Source organism: Cellulosimicrobium sp. BMG9.23, assembly GCF_059159985.1.
Window position 1 is genome coordinate 301178 of sequence record NZ_JBZGBZ010000006.1, and the last position, 22256, is coordinate 323433.

Genomic DNA, 22256 nt, shown 5'->3' on the forward strand with positions numbered 1-22256 from the left:
GCAGCCCGCGGACAAGCAGCCGCTCGACCTGCCCCCCATGCTCGAGCCCCAGCCCGTCGAGACCACGCCGCCGTCGACGGGTCGCCCCGCACGCCGCGCGATCGTCGCCGAGGACGAGGCCCTCATCCGTCTCGACGTCGTGGAGACGCTGCGCGAGGCCGGCTTCGACGTCGTCGGCGAGGCCGGCGACGGCGCGACCGCGGTGCGGCTCGCGCTCGAGCTCAAGCCCGACGTCGTCGTCATGGACGTGAAGATGCCCGAGCTCGACGGCATCTCCGCGGCGGAGCAGATCGGCAAGGCGCACGCCGCGCCGGTCGTGCTGCTGACGGCGTTCTCGCAGGCCGAGCTCGTCGAGCGCGCCCGGGACGCGGGGGCCATGGCGTACGTCGTCAAGCCCTTCACCCCGGCGGACCTGCTCCCGGCCGTCGAGATCGCGATCTCGCGCTACTCGCAGATCTCGGCGCTCGAGTCCGAGGTCGCCGACCTCGCGGAGCGGTTCGAGACGCGCAAGCGCGTCGACCGCGCCAAGGGCTTGCTCATGACGAAGATGGGCCTGTCGGAGCCCGAGTCGTTCCGCTGGATCCAGAAGACGTCGATGGACCGTCGCCTGACCATGCGCGAGGTCGCGGACGCCGTCATCGAGCAGGTCGGCGGCGCCTGACCGTCTTCGGCTGACCGCGTTGTCAGGGGTCGCTGATCTGGGCCTTTGTCACGCTCCGGTAACAGGGCTATCGTCTTGGACTGGCGTCCAGTTGTTTCCGGGGCGGTGAACGCGGTCGCCACGTAGTGCTCGGTCGGCAGCCATCGGCAGCTGTCGTCTCGTACCGGAGCGACGTGGACCTTCTCACGCCCCACGTCCTCCCTGTGCCGTCGGAACCACGGTGAGAACGAGGAGGAGCCCGGTGCGCCCAGCAGTCGAGGTCAGGCCAGCGGTCGGCGACGACCTGCCCGGAGTCGCCGCGCTGTGCGCGGAGGCCCGCACGGAGTCGGCGTCCGGTGCGCAGATCTGCGCTCCCGACGTGGACCGCCTCGTGCGACACCTGTCGGTCCTGCTCGCCCTGCCCGGTGGGCACGTGCTCGTCGCGCAGCAGGAGGGTCGCCCCGTCGGGTTCGTCCTCGCACGGGTGCTCGAGCCGCACCTCTTCGCCGACGAGCCGAGCCTGTACGTCGAGGCCGTGTACGTCGGTGAGGACGCCCGACGGCGCGGGGTCGGGCACGCCCTGCTCAGCGCGACCGCGGAGCTCGCGGCGTCGGCGGGCGCGTCGCACGTCTACTCCGTCCCCATCCCGGGCTCGCGCGGGGTGCAGCGGTTCCTCTCCCGACTGGGCTTCGGCCCCGTCGCCGGTCACCGCGTCGTGCAGACCGCCGTGCTGCAGCGCCGGCTCGCCACCGACCTCGCCCCCGCCCGCCGCGGGACGCGGTCCCTCGAGGACCTCATCGCCCGGCGACGCCGTGCCCGCACCGAGGGCATGAGCGGCCCGGTGGACCTGCGCGACTTCCAGGCGGAGTACCGCCGTCGTGCGGGCGTCGCGACGCCCGCGGCCGAGCACGAGCGCCTCTCCGGCTGAGCCTCCGCCGGCGGTCGGCCGCGGAGCGCGCCCGAGCTCACGGCCCGCGGTTCAGGGGCGGTCGAGGATCATGCACGTGAGGCGCGCCGTGCACACGCGCCGCCCGGCGTCGTCGGACACGACGATCTCGTAGCTGGCGGTCGTCCGACCCAGGTGCAGCGGTCGTGCGGTGCCGTGCACCCAGCCCTCGCGCGCGGACCGGTGGTGCGTCGCGTTGACCTCGATGCCCACCGCCGCCCGTCCCGGTCCGGCGTGCAGCTGCGCGGCGATCGACCCGAGCGTCTCGGCGAGCACGACCGACGCGCCCCCGTGCAGCAGGCCCGCCGGCTGCGTGTTCCCCGCGACGGGCATCCGTGCCGACACGTGGTCGGCCGCGACGTCCTCCAGCTCGATGCCCAGGCGCTCGATGAGCGTCCCCTCCGTGCGCAGCCCGAGGGATTCGTAGGCGTTCTGCGCGGCGCTGGGGGCATCGGGAGCAGCAGGTGCGGGGAGGGCGCCGTCGGCGCCGTGCGTGTCGGTCATGGGCGATAGGTTGGCACCCGTGACGACCTCTGCGCGACCCCGCCTGCTGCTCATCGACGGACACTCCATGGCCTACCGCGCGTTCTTCGCGCTCCCCGCCGAGAACTTCTCGACGACCACCGGCCAGCACACGAACGCCGTCTACGGGTTCACGTCGATGCTCATCAACCTCCTGCGGGACGAGGAGCCCACCCACGTCGCGGTGGCGTTCGACGCCGGTCGCCAGTCGTTCCGCACCGAGGTCCTGCCGAGCTACAAGGGCACGCGCGAGTCGACCCCCGAGCCGTTCAAGGGTCAGGTCCCGCTCATCAAGGAGATCCTCGAGACCCTGCGGATCCCGACGCTCGAGCGCGAGGGCTACGAGGCCGACGACATCTTCGCGACGCTCGCCACGCAGGGCGCCGCCGCGGGGATGGAGGTGCTCGTCTGCTCGGGTGACCGCGACTCGTTCCAGCTCATCGGGCCGGACGTCACCGTGCTGTACCCGAAGCGGGGCGTCTCCGAGCTCGCGCGCATGGACGCGGCGGCCGTCGTCGAGAAGTACGGCGTGCCGCCGGAGCGGTACCCCGACCTCGCGGCACTCGTGGGGGAGACGTCCGACAACCTGCCCGGCATCCCCGGTGTCGGGCCGAAGACCGCCGCGAAGTGGATCACGACCTACGGCGACCTCGAGGCGCTGCTCGAGCGTGCCGACGAGATCAAGGGCAAGGCGGGCGAGAACCTGCGCGCCGCCGTCGAGCAGGTCCGTCTCAACCGGCGCCTCAACGCGCTCCTGTGCGACCTCGAGCTCCCCGTCGGGCCGGACGACCTGGCGTCGCGACCGTGGGACCGCGAGGCCGTGCACCAGGTGCTCGACGCGCTCGAGTTCCGCGCGCTGCGCGACCGCCTGTTCGCCATCGCGCCCGAGGGCGAGGTCGAGACCGAGGAGGGGTTCGACGTCGACGTGGCGGACGTCGTCCCCGGCGGCCTGGGAGCCTGGCTCGCGGAGCACGGCGCGCGTCGCGTAGGGATCGAGGTCTCCGGCAAGGCCGTGCCTGCGGGCGGCGACGCCTGGGCGCTGGCCCTGTCCGACGACGCGGGGTCGGCCGTCGCGTTCGACCTCGCCGACCTCGCCCCCGAGGACGAGCAGGCGCTCGCCGCGTGGCTCGTGGACCCGGACCGCCCCAAGGTCGTGCACGGGTCGAAGTCCGCCTGGCACGAGCTCGCCGCGCGCGGCCTCGACCTGCGCGGCGTCGCGTTCGACACCGAGCTCGCCGCGTACCTGTGCCACCCCGACCAGCGGGGCTACGACCTGGGAGACCTCGTCGTGCGCCACCTGCACCGCGAGCTGCGCCCGGACACCGCGGCGGGCGACGACGCGCAGGGCGCGCTCGACCTCTCGCTCGACGGGAACGGCGAGCAGGAGCGCGACGCGATCCGCGCGCTCGCGGTCGCCCAGCTCGCGGACGTCCTCACCGGCGAGCTCGACGACCGCGGCGCCGGGCACCTCCTGACCGACCTCGAGCTGCCGCTGACCGGCGTGCTCGCGCGCATGGAGCGGACCGGGATCGCCGCCGACGTGGAGTACCTCACCGAGCTCGAGCGGCACTTCGGCGACCTCGTCGTGACCGCCGCGACCGAGGCCTACGCCGTCATCGGGCGAGAGGTGAACCTCGGGTCGCCCAAGCAGCTCCAGGAGGTGCTGTTCGACCAGCTGGGCATGCCGAAGACGAAGAAGATCAAGACGGGCTACACGACCGACGCCTCGGCGCTGGCCGACCTCTTCGTCAAGACGCAGCACCCGTTCCTCGAGCACCTGCTCACGCACCGCGACGCGTCACGACTGCGACAGACCGTCGAGGGGCTGCTCAAGTCCGTCGCGGACGACGGCCGCATCCACACGACGTTCCAGCAGACGATCGCCGCGACCGGTCGGCTCAGCTCGACCGAGCCGAACCTGCAGAACATCCCCATCCGGACCGAGGCGGGCCGCCGCATCCGGCGCGCGTTCGTCGTCGGCGAGGGGTACGAGACGCTCCTCACCGCGGACTACAGCCAGATCGAGATGCGGATCATGGCCCACCTGTCGGGGGACGAAGGGCTCATCGAGGCGTTCCGCTCGGGCGAGGACCTCCACCGCTACGTCGGCTCGCGCGTGTTCGAGGTGCCCGCCGCCGAGGTGACGCCGGCGATGCGCTCCAAGATCAAGGCGATGTCCTACGGGCTCGCCTACGGGCTCTCGGCGTTCGGGCTCTCGCAGCAGCTGACGATCGAGGTCGGCGAGGCGCAGAAGCTCATGGACGACTACTTCGAGCGCTTCGGCGGCGTGCGGGACTACCTGACGGGCGTCGTCGACGAGGCGCGCGCGACGGGGTACACCGCGACGCTCCTCGGGCGCCGCCGGTACCTGCCGGACCTGACGAGCGACAACCGGCAGCGCCGCCAGATGGCCGAGCGCATGGCGCTCAACGCGCCGATCCAGGGCAGCGCCGCAGACCTCGTCAAGGTCGCGATGCTCGGCGTGCAGCGCGTGCTCGACGAGCGCGGGCTGGGCTCGCGCCTGCTGCTCCAGGTCCACGACGAGCTCGTGGTCGAGGTCGCGCCGGGGGAGCGGGACGAGGTCGAGCAGGTGCTGCGCACCGAGATGGGCGCCGCGGCACAGCTCGACGTGCCGCTCGACGTGTCCGTCGGCGCCGGGGCGACCTGGCACGACGCCGGTCACTGACGAGCGGGCTCAGTCCGGTCGCCGCGTCCGGAAGATCGCCGTCCCGGGCAGGTACGCCCCGCGCACCGGTCCCCAGCCGCCCCAGACCTCGGGGTTGTCCTCCGGCCACTCCGGCTCCACGACGTCGGTCACCACGAGTCCGGCGGCGACCACGTCCCGGACGTGGTCGCCGAGCGTGCGGTGGTACTCCGCGTACAGGAGCCGGCCCGCGGCGTCGGACTCCACGTACGGACGGCGGTCGAAGTAGGACCGGTTCGCCGTGAGCCCGTGCTCGCCCGGGTCGTCGGGGAACGCCCAGCGGAGCGGGTGGGTGACGGAGAACGTCCACCTGCCCCCGGGGCGCAGGACGCGCGCGACCTCGCGGTGGACGGCGTCGGCGTCGGGCACGAAGGGGAGCGCGCCGAACGACGTGAAGGCGACGTCGAACGTCCCGTCGGCGAACGGCAGGCGGCGCGCGTCGGCCTGGACCAGGGAGACGTGTACGCCGGTCCGCCGGTCCAGGTCCGCGCCCGCGGAGAGCATCCCGCCCGACACGTCGGTCGCCACGACCTGCGCCCCCTGGGTCGCGAGCCACCGCGAGCACTGGGCAGCGCCCGCCCCGACCTCGAGCACGCGCCGGCCGGGGACCTCGCCGAGCAGGTGGACGTCCTCCTCGCGCAGCCCTTCGGGGCACCAGCAGAAGTCCGTCGCGCCGAGGAAGTCGCCGTGCTCGTCGAGGTACTCGGCGGCGTTCACGTCCCACCAGGACCGGCCTGCGCTCCCGCCGTCGGCGTCCGCGACCTCGCGGTAGCCGGCGTGCGCGACGGGTCCGGGTGCGGCGGGCGCCGCGGGTCGGGGCCGGTCGTGACCGGTCGGGTGCGAGGACATGCGGCCATTCTCGCCCGCCGGCACGACGCGCGGGCGGAAGGACGTCCTCCCGTCCCCGCCGGGACCTCGGTCTCCGGTGCGCCCGGATGACAGGACGTGCGACGGGGGAGGTCGCGCACCTGACTAGGGTGGTCGCGGACGCGGCGCCGCGGGGGCAACGCCTCCGTCTCGCCGAGCAGGGTGCGCCGACGGCGCGCCGACGACGAGACGGAGGACCAGGTGCGGATCGGACTTCTCACGGGCGGCGGCGACTGCCCCGGGCTCAACGCGGCGATCCGTGCCGTGGTGAAGCAGGGGACGGGGGAGTACGGGCACACGATCATCGGCTTCCGCAACGGATGGCGCGGCGTCGTCGACGGCGACGTCCACCCGCTCGGCCGGCAGGACATCCGCAACGTGCTGCCGGTGGGCGGGACGCTGCTCGGCACCGCCCGGTTCCACCCGAGCGCCGAGGACGGGAGCATGGACGCGGTGCTCGCGACCGTCGAGGCCGAGCGGCTCGACGCGATGATCTGCATCGGCGGTGACGGCACGCTGCACGCGGCGAGCCGCGTGGGCGACGCCGGGGTGCCGATCGTCGCGATCCCGAAGACGATCGACAACGACGTCGAGGGGACGGACCTGTCGATCGGCTTCCACACCGCGGTGAACATCGCGACCGAGGCGCTCGACCGCGTGCACACGACGGCGGAGAGCCACAACCGCGTCATGGTGGTCGAGGTCATGGGTCGTCACGCCGGGTGGATCGCGGTGAACGCGGGCATCGCCGGCGGCGCCGAGGTCGTCCTCGCACCCGAGGAGCCGTTCGACATCGACCAGGTCGTGAAGTTCCTGCGCCACCGGCACCGCGCCCACGCCAACTTCTCGATCGTCGTCGTGGCCGAGGGCGCGGTGCCGCGCGAGGGCTCGTCGATGGAGTTCACGCAGCAGCTCGGGCGGTTCGGCGAGATCGTCGCCGGGTCCGTGGGTGAGCGCGTGAGCGCGGAGATCTCGGCGCGCACCGGCTTCGACACCCGCCTCACGGTGCTGGGCCACGTGCAGCGCGGCGGCACCCCGACACCGACCGACCGCATCCTCGGGAGCCGGTTCGGCGTCGCGGCGGTCGACGCGGTGAGCGCCGGGACGACGGGCGTCATGACCGCGCTGCGCGGGGAGCGCGTCGAGCTCGTCCCGCTCGCGGAGGTCGCCGGGCGCCCCAAGCGCGTCCCGGCGGAGCTCCTGCGCGTGGCTCGCGTCCTCGCCTGAGGCGCGCCCGGAGGCGGCCCCGGGGTGCGACGGCGGGCGACGGCGGGGCCGCGAGATGTCCCGCGTTGACCCTCGTGACCTGCCGCGCGTAGGATGGACGGCGGTGCCTTGCGCCTGCCGTCAGGCCTCACGCCACCATATCTGTGCACGTCGTCCGTGTCAGGGCGGCTGCACACTCCCTATCCGCTCGACTTCCCTGTCCGCATCGGAGCATCGAACTCAATGACCATCTCTACCCCCGCGAAGTCCGCACCCCAGGTTGCCGTCAACGACATCGGCACCGAGGAGGACTTCCTCGCCGCCGTTGACGCGACCATCAAGTACTTCAACGACGGTGACATCGTCGAAGGCACGATCGTCAAGGTGGACCGCGACGAGGTCCTTCTCGACATCGGCTACAAGACCGAGGGCGTCATCCCCTCCCGCGAGCTGTCCATCAAGCACGACGTGGACCCCGGTGAGGTCGTCAACGTCGGCGACGCGGTCGAGGCCCTGGTCCTCCAGAAGGAGGACAAGGAAGGCCGTCTGATCCTGTCCAAGAAGCGCGCGCAGTACGAGCGCGCCTGGGGCACCATCGAGAAGATCAAGGAAGAGGACGGCGTCGTCACCGGCACCGTCATCGAGGTCGTCAAGGGCGGCCTCATCCTCGACATCGGTCTGCGTGGCTTCCTGCCCGCGTCCCTCGTGGAGATGCGTCGCGTCCGCGACCTCCAGCCGTACGTCGGCAAGGAGATCGAGGCCAAGATCATCGAGCTCGACAAGAACCGCAACAACGTCGTGCTCTCGCGCCGTGCGTGGCTCGAGCAGACGCAGTCCGAGGTCCGCTCCACCTTCCTGCAGACGCTGCAGAAGGGCCAGGTGCGCCCCGGTGTCGTCTCCTCGATCGTCAACTTCGGTGCGTTCGTGGACCTCGGCGGCGTCGACGGTCTCGTGCACGTCTCCGAGCTGTCCTGGAAGCACATCGACCACCCCTCCGAGGTCGTCGAGGTGGGCCAGGAGGTCACGGTCGAGGTCCTGGACGTCGACTTCGACCGCGAGCGCGTCTCGCTGTCGCTCAAGGCGACGCAGGAGGACCCGTGGCAGACGTTCGCCCGGACCCACGCGATCGGCCAGGTCGTCCCGGGCAAGGTCACCAAGCTCGTCCCGTTCGGTGCGTTCGTGCGCGTCGAGGACGGCATCGAGGGCCTCGTGCACATCTCCGAGCTCGCCGTCCGTCACGTCGAGCTGCCCGAGCAGGTCGTCAACGTCGGTGACGAGGTCTTCGTCAAGGTCATCGACATCGACCTCGAGCGCCGCCGCATCTCGCTGTCGCTCAAGCAGGCCAACGAGGGCGTGGACCCGGAGTCGGACGACTTCGACCCCGCGCTCTACGGCATGGCCGCCGAGTACGACGAGCAGGGGAACTACAAGTACCCCGAGGGCTTCGACCCGGAGACCAACGAGTGGCTCGAGGGCTTCGAGACCCAGCGCGAGGCGTGGGAGGCCGAGTACGCCAAGGCCCACGAGCGCTGGGAGGCGCACCGCAAGCAGGTCGCCGAGGCGCTGAAGGCGGACTTCGAGACCCCGGCGGGCTCCGACTCGTCCTCCTCCTCGTCGTCGTCGTCCTCCTCCTCCTCGTCGGCCGGCAGCGGCAGCTCCTCGTACTCGTCGGCCCCGGCCGCCGAGGCGACGGGCACGCTCGCCTCGGACGAGGCGCTCGCCGCTCTGCGCGAGAAGCTCACCGGCAACTGATCCGTCCGCGGCCCCTCGGGTCGCGTCCGGGACAGCACGAAGGCCCGTCACCCCTCGGGGTGGCGGGCCTTCGCCGTGTTCCGGATGGGGTCGGCGGTCGCCAGGGCGTGCTCGGCGGGCGCCCCGCCGCATCGGCGTCGCTCAGGCGGCTGCGACGGGGGAGTCCGCGAACTGCGTGCGGTAGAGCTCGGCGTACCGGCCCTGGCGGGCGAGCAGCTCGGCGTGCGTCCCCGTCTCCACGACCAGGCCGCCGTCGAGCACGACGATGAGGTCGGCTTCGCGCACCGTCGACAGGCGGTGGGCGATGACGAGGGACGTGCGCCCGCGCAGCGCCTCCGCGAGCGCGGCCTGGACCGCGGCCTCGGAGCCGGAGTCGAGGTGGGCCGTGGCCTCGTCGAGCACGACGACGTCGGGCGCCTTGAGGAAGACGCGTGCGATCGCGAGGCGCTGGCGTTCTCCGCCGGACATGCGGTAGCCGCGGTCGCCGACGACCGTCTCGATGCCGGACGGCAGGGCCGCGACGACGTCCCACACGTGGGCGCGGCGCAGCGCGGCCTCGATCTCGGCGTCGGTCGCGTCCTGCTTGGCGTAGCGCAGGTTCTCCGCGATCGTGTCGTGGAAGAGGTGGGCCTCCTGCGTGACCACGCCGACGGCGTCGTGCAGGCTGTCCTGCGTGACGTCGCGCAGGTCGCGGCCGGCGATGCGCACGGCGCCGTCCGTCGGGTCGTACATGCGCGTGACGAGCTGGGAGACGGTCGTCTTGCCGGCGCCGGACGCGCCGACGAGCGCGACCATCGCGCCGGCCGGGACGGAGAACGAGACGTCTGCCAGCGTGTCGGTCGTGGGGTCCACGCCGTCGAGCGCGACCGACTCGAGCGACGCGAGGGAGACCTCGGACGCCGACGGGTACCGGAACCGGACGCCGTCGAGCTCGAGGCTCGCGCCGTGGCGCGCGACGTCGGCGGAGAGGTCGTCGGCGTCGGGGGCGTCGACGACCGTGGGCTCGAGGTCGAGGACCTCGAGGACGCGCTCGAAGCTGACGAGGGCGGTCATCACGTCGACCTGGACGTTCGACATCGCCGTCAGCGGCCCGTAGAGCCGGCCGAGGTAGGCGGTGAGCGCGACGACGGTGCCCACCGTGAGGGAGCCTCCGATCGCCATGATGCCGCCGAGGCCGTAGACGATCGCGACCGCGACGGACGCGACGACGGTCAGACCGACGCGGAACACCGTGCCGTACATCGCCTGCTTGACGCCGATGTCGCGCACGCGGCCCGCCTGGGACGCGAAGCGCTCCGACTCGCGCTCGGGGTCGCCGAAGACCTTGACGAGGTGCGCGCCGGCGACGTTGAACCGCTCGTTCATGGTCTGGGCGGCCTCGGCGTTGAGCTCGTAGCTCTCGCGGGTGATCGCCGCGAGGCGCTTGCCCACCCAGCGAGCGGGCAGGACGAACGCGGGCAGCAGGGTGAGCGCGAGGAGCGTGAGCTGCCACGACATCGAGAGCATGGCCGCGAGGACGAAGACGACCGTGAGGAGGTTGGAGAAGACGTTCGACAGCGTCGACGTGAACGCCTGCTGCGCGCCGAGGACGTCACCGTTGAGGCGCTGCACGAGCGCGCCGGTCCGGGTCCGGGCGAAGAAGGCGAGCGGCATGCGCTGGACATGGTCGAACACGGCGGTGCGCAGGTCGACGATCAGCCCTTCGCCGATGCGCGACGAGAACCAGCGCTGGGCGACGCCCAGCCCGCCCGACAGCACGGCGAGGCCGGCGGCGACGAGGGCGAACCTCACGACGACGTCGACGCGTCCCTCGACGATCCCGTCGTCGATGATCCGCCGGAAGAGGAGCGGCGTGACGGCGCCCGCGGCCGCGTCGACGGAGATGAGCGCGAGGAACACCGCGAGCTGCCGCCAGTAGGGGCGCGCGAAGGTGAGCACACGGCGCACGGTGCCGCGGTGGAGCCGCCGGTGGGCGACGCTGGAGTCCTGACGGAACGAGCGCATGCCGCGCCCGCCGCCGGAGCCTGGTCCGGAGAAGGATGTGGGGTACGTCATCTGGCCTCCCGTGGGGTAGGGAGCGCTGGTCGTCCGCGGCGGCGTGGGTCGCCGGACAGCGGGCGCGGGCACCTCCGTGGGGGCGGGCCTCTCGCGCAGAATGATGCTGAGTCTAACTCACTATGAGGGTGGGATACAAGAGGCCTGCTGCCGGGTACGCTCGGCTCGTGACCGAAGATGACGTCGTGCGCCCCGCGCCTGGGGCCGCTGCGGGCGGCGCCGCCAGCGAGGACGAGGCGGGGGAGTTCCTGTCTCTGCTGCACGCCGCCCTGCGCACCGTACGCCGCGAGGCGAGCGAGCGCCTCGAGCCGGCGGGCACCACGCCTGGCCAGTTCCGGATGCTGCGGCACCTCGCTCGCTGCGACGGGCCGTGCCGGCTGGGGGCGGTCGCGGCTGCGCTCGACGTCGCGCCGCGGTCGGTGACCTCGAAGGTCGACGACGCCGAAGCGGCCGGGCTCGTCCGGCGCACACCGGACCCGCACGACCGCCGCGCGACCCTGGTCGAGCTCACCTCCCGAGGCCGGGACGTCGTACGACAGGTGAGTGCGGAACGGTCGTCGAGCGCTGGCACGCTGCTCGCCCGGCTCGACACCGCCGACCGGCGCGAGCTCCTGCGGCTCCTGCGCGCCGTCGCCGGCGAGCCGAGCGCCTGACGCTCTCGCGCGGTGGCGTGCGGGCCCGGCTGGCAGGATGGGGCGCATGTTCCGCATCGGGTTGACCGGAGGCATCGCGGCAGGCAAGTCCGTCGCCCTCGCACGCTTCGCCGAGCTGGGCGCCGTGGTGATCGACTACGACGTCCTCTCCCGGGAGGCGGTCGCACCGGGGACGGTCGGCCTCGACGAGGTCGTCGAGGCGTTCGGCCCTCAGGTCCTTGCCGCCGACGGGACGCTCGACCGCCCGGCGCTCGGCCGGATCGTCTTCGCCGACGACACGGCGCGCGAGCGCCTCAACGCGGTGGTGCACCCGGAGGTGCGCCGCCTGGCCGCGGAGCACGAGGCTGCTGCGGCCGCGGCCGACCCGCGGGCCGTCGTCGTGCACGACATCCCGCTGCTCGTCGAGACCGGCGACCCCGCGCGGTTCCACCTCGTGGTCGTGGTGCACGCGCCGTCCGACCTGCGGGCCGACCGGCTCGCGACGCGCGGCCTCGACCCCGTCGAGGCCGCGGCCCGGATCGGGGCCCAGGCCGACGACGCCGCGCGGCTGGCGGTCGCCGACGTCACGCTCGACGGGAGCGGGACGCCGGAGGCGCTGCGCACGCAGGTCGACGACCTGTGGGCCAAGGTCTCCACGGAGATCGACGAGGAGAGCGAGGCCGACGCGTGACCGTCCTGGTCAGCGGGTTCGAGCCGTTCGGCGGCGACGACACCAACCCGTCGTGGGAGACCGCACGGGCGCTCGCGGCCCGCGGGCGCGAGCTCGTCGGCGACGACGTCGTCGCGGTTCGCCTGCCCTGCACGTTCGACGGCGCGTGGCCGGTCCTCGAGGCGGCGATCCGGGAGCACGCGCCGTCCGTGGTGGTCGCCCTGGGGCTGGCGGGCGGTTCGCGGACGATCCGTCTGGAGCGCGTCGCGATCGACGTGGTCGACGCGCGGATCCCTGACAACGCGGGCGCGGCGCCGGTCGACGAGCCCGTCGTCCCGGGCGGGCCGGCGGCGTACTGGTCGGGCCTGCCGCTCAAGGGTGCGCTCGCCACGCTGCGGTCCGAGGGGATCCTTGCCGAGGTGTCGAACACGGCGGGGACGTACGTGTGCAACGCGACGTTCTACCGCCTCATGCACCACGCGGCCGGTGCGCCCGACCTGCGCGCCGGCTTCGTCCACGTGCCGTCCGCGCAGGCCCTGGCGATCGACGACCAGGTGCGCGCGGTGGCGGTCGTCGCACGGGCCGCGCTCGCGGGTGCGCGCGAGCCGGTGCTCGCGGCGGGCGCGGAGTCGTGACGGGTCGGTGACCGGTCGCATCCCGGTCACGTGATCAGTCAGCCAGGCTTCAGCCCTGCGCTGACGCCACGTGTGGGTGTGGGTAGCGGGTCGTACGGTGGTATCCATGCGCCCCGTGACCGACCTGCAGCGAACCGCCGCGCCCTTCGAGGTGATCTCGGAGTTCCAGCCCTCGGGGGACCAGCCCACGGCCATCGCGGATCTCGCCGGCCGCGTCCGGGCGGGGGAGAAGGACGTCGTCCTGCTCGGCGCGACCGGGACGGGCAAGTCCGCGACGACCGCGTGGCTCGTCGAGGAGCTGCAGCGCCCGACGCTCGTGATGGCACCGAACAAGACGCTCGCCGCGCAGCTCGCCACGGAGTTCCGTGAGCTGCTGCCGAACAACGCCGTCGAGTACTTCGTCTCGTACTACGACTACTACCAGCCCGAGGCGTACATCGCGCAGACGGACACGTACATCGAGAAGGACTCGTCGATCAACGACGAGGTCGAGCGCCTGCGGCACTCGGCGACGAGCTCGCTGCTCACACGGCGCGACGTCGTGGTCGTCGCGTCCGTGTCGTGCATCTACGGCCTGGGCACGCCCCAGGAGTACGTGGACCGCATGGTCCGGCTCGACGTCGGCATGCAGGTCGAGCGCGACGACCTCCTGCGGCAGTTCGTCACCATGCAGTACACGCGCAACGACCTGGCGTTCACGCGCGGCACGTTCCGCGTGCGCGGCGACACGGTCGAGATCATCCCGGTGTACGAGGAGCTGGCGATCCGGATCGAGTTCTTCGGGGACGAGATCGAGTCGATCCAGACGCTGCACCCGCTGACGGGCGACGTCGTCCGGTCCGAGCCGTCGATCCACGTGTTCCCGGCGACGCACTACGTCGCCGGGCCGGAGCGCATGGAGCGGGCGATCACGTCGATCGAGGCGGAGCTCACCGAACGCCTCGCCGAGCTCGAGCAGCAGAACAAGCTGCTCGAGGCGCAGCGCCTGCGCATGCGCACCACGTACGACATCGAGATGATGCGCCAGATCGGCACGTGCTCCGGCATCGAGAACTACTCGCGTCACATCGACGGCCGCGTCCAGGGCACGCCGCCCAACACGCTGCTCGACTACTTCCCGGAGGACTTCCTCCTCGTCATCGACGAGTCGCACGTGACCGTCCCGCAGATCGGTGCGATGTTCGAGGGCGACATGTCGCGCAAGCGCAGCCTCGTCGACCACGGCTTCCGCCTGCCCAGCGCGATGGACAACCGGCCGCTGCGGTGGGAGGAGTTCGTCGAGCGGATCGGCCAGACGGTCTACCTGTCGGCGACGCCGGGGGACTACGAGCTCTCGATGTCCGACGGCGTCGTCGAGCAGATCATCCGGCCCACCGGCCTCGTCGACCCGGAGGTCGTCGTCAAGCCCACGACGGGGCAGATCGACGACCTGCTGCACGAGATCCGCGAACGGGTGGAGCGCGACGAGCGCGTGCTGGTGACGACGCTCACCAAGAAGATGGCCGAGGACCTCACCGACTACTTCCTCGAGAAGGACGTGCGGGTCCGCTACCTGCACTCCGAGGTCGACACGCTGCGTCGCGTGGAGCTCCTGCGTGAGCTGAGGCTCGGCCAGTACGACGTGCTCGTCGGGATCAACCTCCTGCGGGAAGGCCTCGACCTGCCCGAGGTCTCGCTGGTCGCGATCCTCGACGCGGACAAGGAGGGCTTCCTGCGTTCGCCGAAGTCCCTCATCCAGACGATCGGCCGTGCCGCCCGCAACGTCTCGGGCGAGGTGCACATGTACGCGGACAGGATCACCGCCGCGATGGCGGCGGCGATCGAGGAGACGGACCGGCGCCGCGAGAAGCAGGTCGCGTACAACCTCGAGCACGGCATCGACCCGACGCCGCTGCGCAAGCGCATCTCCGACGTCACCGACATGCTCGCGCGCGAGGACGTGGACACCGCCGAGCTGCTCGCGGGCGGCTTCCGTCAGCCCGGGAAGGGCAGCAAGGGCAAGGCCCCCGTGCCGGGCGGGCTCAAGGAGGGCGCGACGACCGGCAACCGCCTCGCGGGCGCCGCGGCGAGCGACCTGGCCGACCTCATCCAGGAGCTCAGCGACCAGATGCACGCCGCGGCCGCAGAGCTCCAGTTCGAGCTCGCCGCGCGGCTGCGCGACGAGATCTCGGGGCTCAAGAAGGAGCTGCGGCAGATGCAGGCCGCGACCGCCTGACGGAGGGCTCCGGACGCGCGGACCGCGCCCGGGAAGAGGGCGACAGGGCGAGACGTTGTGCCCTCGTGAGCCCGCATGGCCTATGCTGGCTCCTCGTTGAAGGGGAGTATTCCTCCGCGGTGATGTCGTCATCACGGCCGGCGCAGTCGTCGGTCCGGTGTCACCGGTCCCGCAGCCTCCGCACCGTTCCGACGGTCGTGCGCTGCGTGGCGGAAGAGACCTTCGGTACTCAGTGCTACGTACCGGAGGTTTTTGCATGGACGTCCCCGTCTGGGTCTGGATCGTCACCGTCGGCGTCATCCTCGCGATGCTCGCCGTCGACTACGTCGGCCACGTCCGAACACCCCACGCCCCCAGCCTGCGCGAGGCCACGCGGTGGTCCATCGCCTACGTCGCCGTCGCCCTCGTGTTCGGCGTCATCGTCTGGATCGTCTGGGGCGGCACGTACGGCGGCGAGTACTTCGCCGGGTACATCACCGAGAAGAGCCTGTCGGTCGACAACCTCTTCGTGTTCGTCCTCATCATGACCAGCTTCCGCGTCCCGAGGCTCTACCAGCAGAAGGTCCTGCTCATCGGGATCACCATCGCGCTGGTCCTGCGCACGATCTTCATCCTCCTGGGTGCCGCCGTCATCGAGAACTGGGCCTGGGTCTTCTACATCTTCGGTGCCTTCCTCATCTGGACCGCGGTCGCGCAGGCGCGTTCCGGGACCGGGCACGACGAGGAGTTCTCGGAGAACGCGGTCCTGCGTCTCACGCGCCGCCTGTTCCCGACGACGGACACGTACGTCGACGACCGCATGACGACGAAGATCGACGGCAAGCGGTTCATCACGCCGATGCTCATCGTCATGATCGCGATCGGCAGCGCCGACCTGCTCTTCGCCGTCGACTCGATCCCGGCGATCTTCGGCCTGACGCAGGAGACGTACCTGGTCTTCGCCGCGAACGCGTTCTCGCTGCTCGGTCTCCGGCAGCTCTACTTCCTCATCGACGGGCTGCTCGACCGCCTCGTCTACCTCAACTACGGCCTCGCGGCGATCCTCGGGTTCATCGGCATCAAGCTCGTCGTCCACGCGATGCACACCAACGAGGTCCCGTTCATCAACGGCGGCGAGCACATCACCGCGATCCCCGAGATCTCCACGCCCGTCTCCCTGGGCTTCATCCTGGTCGTCCTGACGGTCACCACTGTCGCGAGCCTGGCCCGGTCGAACGCCGATCGTCGCCGTGAGGACGCGCGCATCGAAGAAGGTTCTTGATGGTTCACGAGCTCCCGCTCTGGTTCGAGTGGGCGTCGCTGTCGGCGCTCGGCGTCCTCCTCCTCGTCGACCTGTTCGTCGTCGGCCGGCGCCCGCACATCCCTTCGATGCGCGAGAGCGCGCTCTGGGTGGGCTTCTACGTCGCCCTCGCGCTCGCCTTCGGGGCGATCGTCGGCGCCGTCGGCGGAGCGGCGCCTGCCGGGGAGTTCTACGCGGGCTGGCTGACGGAGTACAGCTTGTCGGTCGACAACCTCTTCGTCTTCGTCATCATCATGGCGCGGTTCGCGGTGCCCAAGGAGCAGCAGCAGCGTGTGCTCATGGTGGGGATCATCGTCGCGCTCGTGCTCCGGGGCGCGTTCATCCTCGCGGGCGCCGCGGTGCTCGAGCAGTTCGTCTGGGTGTTCTACCTGTTCGGCGCGTTCCTCGTGTACACCGCGATCAAGCTCGTCACCGGTGGTGACGAGCCGGAGGAGTACCAGGAGAACCGCGCTGTCCGCCTGCTGCGCCGCGTGCTGCCGATCGGCACGCGGTACGACGGCGGCCGCCTGCGCACGGTGGAGGACGGCCGGAAGGTCTTCACGCCGCTCGTCGTCGTCTTCCTCGCGATCGGCAGCACCGACCTGTTGTTCGCGTTCGACTCGATCCCGGCGATCTTCGGGCTGACCCAGGACCCGTTCATCGTCTTCACGACGAATGTGTTCGCCCTCATGGGCCTGCGCCAGCTGTACTTCCTGCTCGGCGGACTGCTCGAGCGGCTGGTCTACCTGCCGATCGGGCTCGCGGTGATCCTCGGGTTCATCGGGGTCAAGCTCGTGCTCGAGGCACTGCACGAGAACACCGTGCCGTTCATCAACGGCGGCGAGCACCTCGACGGCGTGCCGACCGTCCCGATCTGGCTCTCGCTCGTCGTGATCGTCGGGGCGCTCCTCTTGACCACCGTCGCGAGCCTGCTGCGCACGCGGGCGCAGGGCGCGGTCGCGTCGGGGGACGCGGTGGAGGACGCCTCCGCGGACGAGGGCCGGTCCCCGGTGGAGGACGCGCCGGTCGACGCACGGTAGCGCGTCAGGCGCGGTGCGCCCAGTCCCCGATCACGGGCGACCACGGGCGCACCGTGCGGTCGGCCACGAGGCCCGCGCGCGCGAACGGGTCGGCGTCGAGGATCTCGGCCACCGCGGCGGGCGACGCGGCGTCGAGCACGAGGAGCGCGCCGGCAGCGGCGTCCTCCGTGGCGGGGAGCGGTCCCGACGCGAGGAGCGTCCCCTGCTCGTGCAGCCCGCGGAGGAAGGCCCGGTGCTCGGCCCGGACCGCGTCGAGCTCGGCGGGACGGTCGGGGTAGACGTAGGTCACGGCGTGGATCGGCATGGCGCCATTGAAGCAGGGCCCCGCGTCGGTACGGGCGCCCGTCCGCGACGTCGGCACGTGCTGCGGCCGGAATGTCGTGGCCGCAGGTGCGCAGGGCGTCTAGGGTCGCGGGGCATGAGCGACCTCACGATCCTCGCGACGTCGGGCGGATACGCACCCGGGCACCGGACGCGCCTCGCGCTCGGGCCGATCCTCCACCACGCGGCGGAGCTCGCCGGCGCTCAGGGCGCGCCGCGCGTTTGCCACGTCGGCACCGCCGGTGGTGACCAGTCGTGGTTCCACGCCGAGCTCGACGAGGCCGCGCGCGTCGCCGGGGTGCGGATGTCGCACCTCTCCCTGTTCAGCATGCCCAACGTCGACGACGTCGAGGGCTACTTGCGCGAGCACGACGTCGTGTGGGTCGGGGGCGGCTCCGTCGTCAACCTCCTCGCGGTGTGGCGGGCGCACGGCCTGCCCGAGATCCTGCGGACCGTGGGGGAGAGCGGCGTCGTGCTCGCGGGTATCAGCGCCGGGAGCCTGTGCTGGCACGTCGGTGGCCCGACGGACTCGTTCGGGCCCACGCTGCAGCCCGTCACCGACGGGCTCGCGTTCGTGCCGTACGGCAACGGCGTCCACTACGACGCCGAGCCCGGACGCCGCCCGCTCCTGCAGCGACTCGTCGCGGACGGGACGCTGCCCACGTCGTACGCGACGGACGACGGCGTGGGCCTGGTCTACCGGGGTGGGCACCTCGTGGAGGCGGTCACCGAGGTCCGCGGCGCCGGAGCGTGGGAGGTGCGGCGCGAGGTCGACGCCGACGGTGCGCCGACGGCGGCCGAGGCGCGCCTCGAACCGCGCGTGCTGCGCGGCGCCCGCTGACCCCGCTGACGCCCGCTGACGCCCGCTGACGCCCGCTGACGCCCCCGCACCGACGTCACCAGCCGCGGTCTCGCCACGCCGCGAGGTGGGGGCGCTCCGCGCCGAGCGTCGTGTCCGCGCCGTGGCCGGGGTAGACCCACGTGTCGTCGCCGAACCGGTCGAACACCCGCTCCGTGACGTCGCCGAGGAGCCGTGCGAACCGTCGGGGGTCGCGGTCGGTGTTCCCCACGCCCCCGGGGAAGAGCGAGTCGCCGGTGAACAGGTGCACGCGGCCGGCCGCCGCGTCGGGTGCGTGCGTGCGCGACGGCTCGCGGTAGGCGAGCGCGATCGACCCCGGGGTGTGCCCGCGCAGGGCCACCACCTCGAGGAGCGACCGCCCGACGGCGACCGTGTCACCGTGGCGGAGCCTGCGGCCGACGGGGACGCCGGTCGTCGACGTGACCGCGTCGGCGTCCGCGTCACCGACCGCGAGGACGGCACCGGTCGCGGCCAGCACGTCGGCCAGCGCCCCGACATGGTCGTGGTGGCGGTGGGTCGTGACGACCGTCGTCAACCGACCTGCGGGCACGTGACCGGGCTCGTGGACCGTCTCGGCGAGCAGGGCGACCAGCCGGCGCGGCTCGGCCGCGGCGTCGACGAGGACCCGCTCGCCGGCGCGCCGGCACGTGAGGACGTACGCGTTGTTCGCCAGGGGACCGACCGCCACCTTGCAGATCTCGAGCTCGTCGAGCCGGCGGACGTCCGCCGGCCCTCCCACCACGACCTCGCCCGTGTACGTCATGCGCACAGTCTGCCGGTCGGGCGACGGTCTACCGGCGTGGACCTCCGGGGACCGGGACGTGCGGATCCGGGGGAGAGGCATCGAAACAGCGTCGAACATCTGTGCGAGTGTCGGTGGTCGGTCGTACCATTCTTCGGTGAGCAATCGCCTCGTCATCTCCGGTGCCCGTGAGCACAATCTCCGCGACGTCGACCTCGACCTCCCGCGCGACCAGCTCATCGTCTTCACCGGCCTGTCGGGCTCCGGGAAGTCGTCCCTCGCGTTCGACACGATCTTCGCCGAGGGGCAGCGACGGTACGTCGAGTCCCTGTCCGCGTACGCCCGGCAGTTCCTCGGTCAGATGGACAAGCCGGACGTCGACTTCATCGAAGGGCTGTCGCCCGCGGTGTCGATCGACCAGAAGTCGACCAACCGCAACCCGCGGTCGACGGTGGGCACCATCACCGAGGTCTACGACTACCTGCGCCTGCTCTTCTCGCGCGCGGGCACGCAGCACTGCCCGGTGTGCGGCGAGCGGGTGACCGCCCAGACGCCGCAGCAGATCGTCGACCGCCTGCTCGAGCTGCCCGAGGGCACGCGCTACCAGGTGCTCGCGCCGGTCGTGCGCGGTCGCAAGGGCGAGTACTCGGAGCTCTTCAAGGAGCTGCAGGCCAAGGGCTTTGCCCGCGCGCGCGTCGACGGCGAGGTGCGCACCCTCACCGACCCGCCGGCGCTCGAGAAGAAGCTCAAGCACGACATCGAGGTGGTCGTGGACCGGCTCGTCGCGCGCGAGGGCGTGCAGCGCCGGCTCACCGACTCGGTCGAGACGGCGCTCGGCCTCGCGGGCGGCCTGGTCGTCGTCGAGCTGGTCGACGCCGAGGCCGACGACCCTGCACGGGAACGTCGGTTCTCCGAGAAGCGCGCGTGCCCCAACGACCACGAGCTCGCGCTCGACGAGGTCGAGCCGCGCACGTTCTCCTTCAACGCCCCCTATGGCGCGTGCCCCGAGTGCACGGGCATCGGCTTCCGTCTCGAGGTGGACCCGGACCTCGTGATCCCGGACGAGGAGAAGTCGCTCGCCGAGGGCGCGGTCGCGCCGTGGGCGCAGGTCTCGTCCGAGTACTTCGAGCGTGTCCTCACGGCGCTCGCGGACGACCTGGGCTTCTCGATGGACACCCCGTGGCGGGCGCTGCCCGAGCGTGCGAGGACGGCGGTCCTGCACGGGCAGAACCACGAGGTGCACGTCCGGTACAAGAACCGCTGGGGGCGCGAGCGCCAGTACTCGACCGGCTTCGAGGGCGTCATCACGTTCCTCGAGCGTCGTCACTCCGAGACCGAGTCCGACTGGTCGAAGGAGAAGTACGAGGCGTACATGCGCGAGGTGCCGTGCCCGGTGTGCCGCGGTGCGCGGCTCAAGCCCGAGGTGCTCGCCGTCAAGGTCGGCGGGAAGTCGATCTGGGACGTGTGCCGGCTCCCGCTGCGCGAGGCCGCGCAGTTCCTCGGCGCGCTCGAGCTCGGCCAGCGCGAGCGTGCGATCGCCACGGAGGTCCTCAAGGAGATCGACGCGCGGCTCGGGTTCCTGCTCGACGTCGGCCTGGACTACCTCTCGCTCGAGCGGCCGGCGGCGACGCTGTCCGGCGGTGAGGCGCAGCGCATCCGGCTCGCGACGCAGATCGGCTCGGGTCTCGTCGGCGTCCTCTACGTGCTCGACGAGCCGAGCATCGGCCTGCACCAGCGGGACAACCGGCGCCTCATCGAGACGCTCACGCGCCTGCGCGACCTCGGCAACACGCTCATCGTCGTCGAGCACGACGAGGACACCATCCGCACTGCGGACTGGATCGTCGACATCGGCCCGGGCGCGGGTGAGCACGGCGGTCGCGTCGTCCACTCGGGCGACTACGCCGGTCTGCTCGAGGCGCCGGAGTCCGTCACGGGCGCGTACCTGTCCGGCCGGCGGAGCATCCCGTTGCCCGCGGAGCGGCGTCCGACGGACCCGGACCGGCAGGTCACGGTGGTCGGCGCGCGCGAGCACAACCTCACGGGCATCGACGTGAGCTTCCCGCTCGGGACCTTCACGGCCGTGACGGGCGTGTCGGGGTCGGGCAAGTCGACGCTCGTCAACTCGATCCTCTACACGGTGCTCGCGAACGAGCTCAACGGCGCCCGCCAGGTCGCCGGGCGGCACACGCGCGTCACCGGTCTCGACCACCTCGACAAGGTGGTGCACGTCGACCAGGGCCCGATCGGGCGCACGCCGCGCTCGAACCCCGCGACGTACACGGGCGTGTGGGACCACGTGCGCAAGCTCTTCGCGGAGACCACCGAGGCCAAGGTGCGCGGCTACACGCCGGGCCGGTTCTCGTTCAACGTCAAGGGCGGGCGCTGCGAGGCGTGCTCGGGCGACGGCACGCTGAAGATCGAGATGAACTTCCTCCCCGACGTCTACGTCCCGTGCGAGGTCTGCCACGGCGCGCGGTACAACCGCGAGACGCTCGAGGTCCACTTCAAGGGCAAGACGGTCGCGGACGTGCTGGACATGCCGATCGAGGAGGCCGCGGAGTTCTTCGCCGCGGTCCCGGCGATCTCGCGCCACCTCAAGACCTTGGTCGAGGTGGGGCTCGGCTACGTCCGGCTCGGGCAGCCCGCCCCGACGCTGTCGGGCGGCGAGGCGCAGCGCGTCAAGCTCGCGAGCGAGCTGCAGAAGCGCTCGACCGGCCGCACGATCTACGTGCTCGACGAGCCGACGACGGGCCTGCACTTCGAGGACATCAGGAAGCTGCTCGGCGTGCTGCAGTCGCTCGTCGACAAGGGCAACTCGGTCCTCGTCATCGAGCACAACCTCGACGTCATCAAGAGCGCGGACTGGGTCGTGGACATGGGTCCCGAGGGCGGTTCCGGCGGCGGGAAGGTCGTCGCCCAGGGCACGCCCGAGCAGGTCGCGCGCGTCGCCGCGAGCCACACCGGGCAGTTCCTCGCGAAGGTCCTCGACGAGCACCCCGACGTGCCCGTCGGCGCACCGACGGCGCAGGACGTCGCGCCGGCGGCCGCCCCGGCGAAGGGGCGGTCCTCCCGAGCGCGTCGGGCGACCGACGAGTCCGGACCCGGGCGGAGCACCGCGCGGCGCAAGGAGTCCGCGGCCTGACGTACCTCGGGCCGCGGTCCCGCCTG

At 72.0% G+C, this 22256-nt stretch carries 18 protein-coding genes; 13 read left to right on the forward strand and 5 right to left on the reverse strand.

Annotated elements, in window-relative coordinates; all coding sequences use genetic code 11:
* The first annotated feature begins 37 nt into the window (after positions 1-37).
* Together AC4H2G_RS12395 and AC4H2G_RS12400 are read left to right on the forward strand one after the other, a co-directional pair.
* Positions 38-661 (forward strand): ANTAR domain-containing response regulator, encoded by a 624-nt coding sequence (locus AC4H2G_RS12395; protein WP_494366113.1) that lies wholly within the window; start codon positions 38-40, stop codon positions 659-661.
* 241 nt (positions 662-902) lie between these two features.
* Positions 903-1568, forward strand: coding sequence for a GNAT family N-acetyltransferase (locus AC4H2G_RS12400; RefSeq protein ID WP_494366039.1), 666 nt, complete (start codon positions 903-905; stop codon positions 1566-1568).
* A gap of 51 nt (positions 1569-1619) precedes the next feature.
* On the opposite strand, the gene AC4H2G_RS12405 is transcribed toward AC4H2G_RS12400, so the two are convergent.
* On the reverse strand, positions 1620-2090 hold the full coding sequence (locus AC4H2G_RS12405; protein WP_494366040.1) for a hotdog fold thioesterase: 471 nt from the start codon (positions 2088-2090) through the stop codon (positions 1620-1622).
* Between AC4H2G_RS12405 and polA the strand changes: the two genes are divergently transcribed.
* The gene (gene polA, locus AC4H2G_RS12410) at positions 2089-4794 is read left to right on the forward strand and encodes a DNA polymerase I (protein WP_494366041.1); all 2706 of its coding nucleotides are present in this window, start codon (positions 2089-2091) and stop codon (positions 4792-4794) included. The genes AC4H2G_RS12405 and polA overlap by 2 nt on opposite strands.
* Positions 4795-4803: 9 nt before the next feature.
* Here the strand turns inward: polA and AC4H2G_RS12415 are convergent, their stop codons facing one another.
* On the reverse strand, positions 4804-5661 hold the full coding sequence (locus AC4H2G_RS12415) for a class I SAM-dependent methyltransferase (RefSeq protein ID WP_494366042.1): 858 nt from the start codon (positions 5659-5661) through the stop codon (positions 4804-4806).
* Positions 5662-5880: 219 nt separating this feature from the next.
* On the opposite strand from AC4H2G_RS12415, the gene AC4H2G_RS12420 reads away from it, so the two are divergent.
* Together AC4H2G_RS12420 and rpsA are read left to right on the forward strand one after the other, a co-directional pair.
* Entirely contained in the window at positions 5881-6906 is a 1026-nt protein-coding gene (locus AC4H2G_RS12420) for a 6-phosphofructokinase (RefSeq protein WP_494366043.1), read from the forward strand.
* Between the two features lie 222 nt (positions 6907-7128).
* The gene (gene rpsA, locus AC4H2G_RS12425; protein ID WP_494366044.1) at positions 7129-8637 is read left to right on the forward strand and encodes a 30S ribosomal protein S1; all 1509 of its coding nucleotides are present in this window, start codon (positions 7129-7131) and stop codon (positions 8635-8637) included.
* 141 nt (positions 8638-8778) lie between these two features.
* Here the strand turns inward: rpsA and AC4H2G_RS12430 are convergent, their stop codons facing one another.
* A complete protein-coding gene (locus tag AC4H2G_RS12430; protein WP_494366045.1) occupies positions 8779-10692 on the reverse strand; it encodes an ABC transporter ATP-binding protein in 1914 nt (637 codons plus the stop codon).
* A 167-nt stretch (positions 10693-10859) separates the two neighbouring features.
* On the opposite strand from AC4H2G_RS12430, the gene AC4H2G_RS12435 reads away from it, so the two are divergent.
* The 6 genes from AC4H2G_RS12435 to AC4H2G_RS12460 all read left to right on the forward strand — a co-directional run bounded on the left by AC4H2G_RS12435 (position 10860) and on the right by AC4H2G_RS12460 (position 17163).
* A complete protein-coding gene (locus tag AC4H2G_RS12435; RefSeq protein WP_494366046.1) occupies positions 10860-11345 on the forward strand; it encodes a MarR family winged helix-turn-helix transcriptional regulator in 486 nt (161 codons plus the stop codon).
* Positions 11346-11391: 46 nt separating this feature from the next.
* Positions 11392-12015 (forward strand): dephospho-CoA kinase, encoded by a 624-nt coding sequence (coaE, locus tag AC4H2G_RS12440; protein WP_494366047.1) that lies wholly within the window; start codon positions 11392-11394, stop codon positions 12013-12015.
* Entirely contained in the window at positions 12012-12629 is a 618-nt protein-coding gene (gene pcp / locus AC4H2G_RS12445; RefSeq protein ID WP_494366048.1) for a pyroglutamyl-peptidase I, read from the forward strand. Before coaE ends, pcp begins: the two co-directional genes overlap by 4 nt.
* A gap of 106 nt (positions 12630-12735) precedes the next feature.
* Positions 12736-14844 carry an excinuclease ABC subunit UvrB gene (gene uvrB / locus AC4H2G_RS12450; protein ID WP_494366049.1) on the forward strand — a complete coding sequence of 703 codons (2109 nt, stop codon included), beginning with the start codon at positions 12736-12738 and terminating at the stop codon, positions 14842-14844.
* Between the two features lie 256 nt (positions 14845-15100).
* Positions 15101-16105 (forward strand): TerC family protein, encoded by a 1005-nt coding sequence (locus AC4H2G_RS12455; RefSeq protein WP_494366050.1) that lies wholly within the window; start codon positions 15101-15103, stop codon positions 16103-16105.
* On the forward strand, positions 16105-17163 hold the full coding sequence (locus AC4H2G_RS12460) for a TerC family protein (RefSeq protein ID WP_494366051.1): 1059 nt from the start codon (positions 16105-16107) through the stop codon (positions 17161-17163). The genes AC4H2G_RS12455 and AC4H2G_RS12460 overlap by 1 nt, the downstream gene beginning before the upstream one ends.
* A 4-nt stretch (positions 17164-17167) precedes the next feature.
* Here the strand turns inward: AC4H2G_RS12460 and AC4H2G_RS12465 are convergent, their stop codons facing one another.
* The gene (locus tag AC4H2G_RS12465) at positions 17168-17467 is read right to left on the reverse strand and encodes a YciI family protein (RefSeq protein WP_494366052.1); all 300 of its coding nucleotides are present in this window, start codon (positions 17465-17467) and stop codon (positions 17168-17170) included.
* A 114-nt stretch (positions 17468-17581) separates the two neighbouring features.
* Between AC4H2G_RS12465 and AC4H2G_RS12470 the strand changes: the two genes are divergently transcribed.
* Positions 17582-18325 (forward strand): Type 1 glutamine amidotransferase-like domain-containing protein, encoded by a 744-nt coding sequence (locus AC4H2G_RS12470; protein ID WP_494366053.1) that lies wholly within the window; start codon positions 17582-17584, stop codon positions 18323-18325.
* A gap of 55 nt (positions 18326-18380) precedes the next feature.
* Here the strand turns inward: AC4H2G_RS12470 and AC4H2G_RS12475 are convergent, their stop codons facing one another.
* Complete coding sequence (locus AC4H2G_RS12475) at positions 18381-19106, reverse strand: MBL fold metallo-hydrolase (RefSeq protein WP_494366054.1); 726 nt, start codon at positions 19104-19106, stop codon at positions 18381-18383.
* 136 nt (positions 19107-19242) lie between these two features.
* Between AC4H2G_RS12475 and uvrA the strand changes: the two genes are divergently transcribed.
* Positions 19243-22230, forward strand: coding sequence for an excinuclease ABC subunit UvrA (gene uvrA / locus AC4H2G_RS12480; protein WP_494366055.1), 2988 nt, complete (start codon positions 19243-19245; stop codon positions 22228-22230).
* Positions 22231-22256 lie beyond the last annotated feature (26 nt).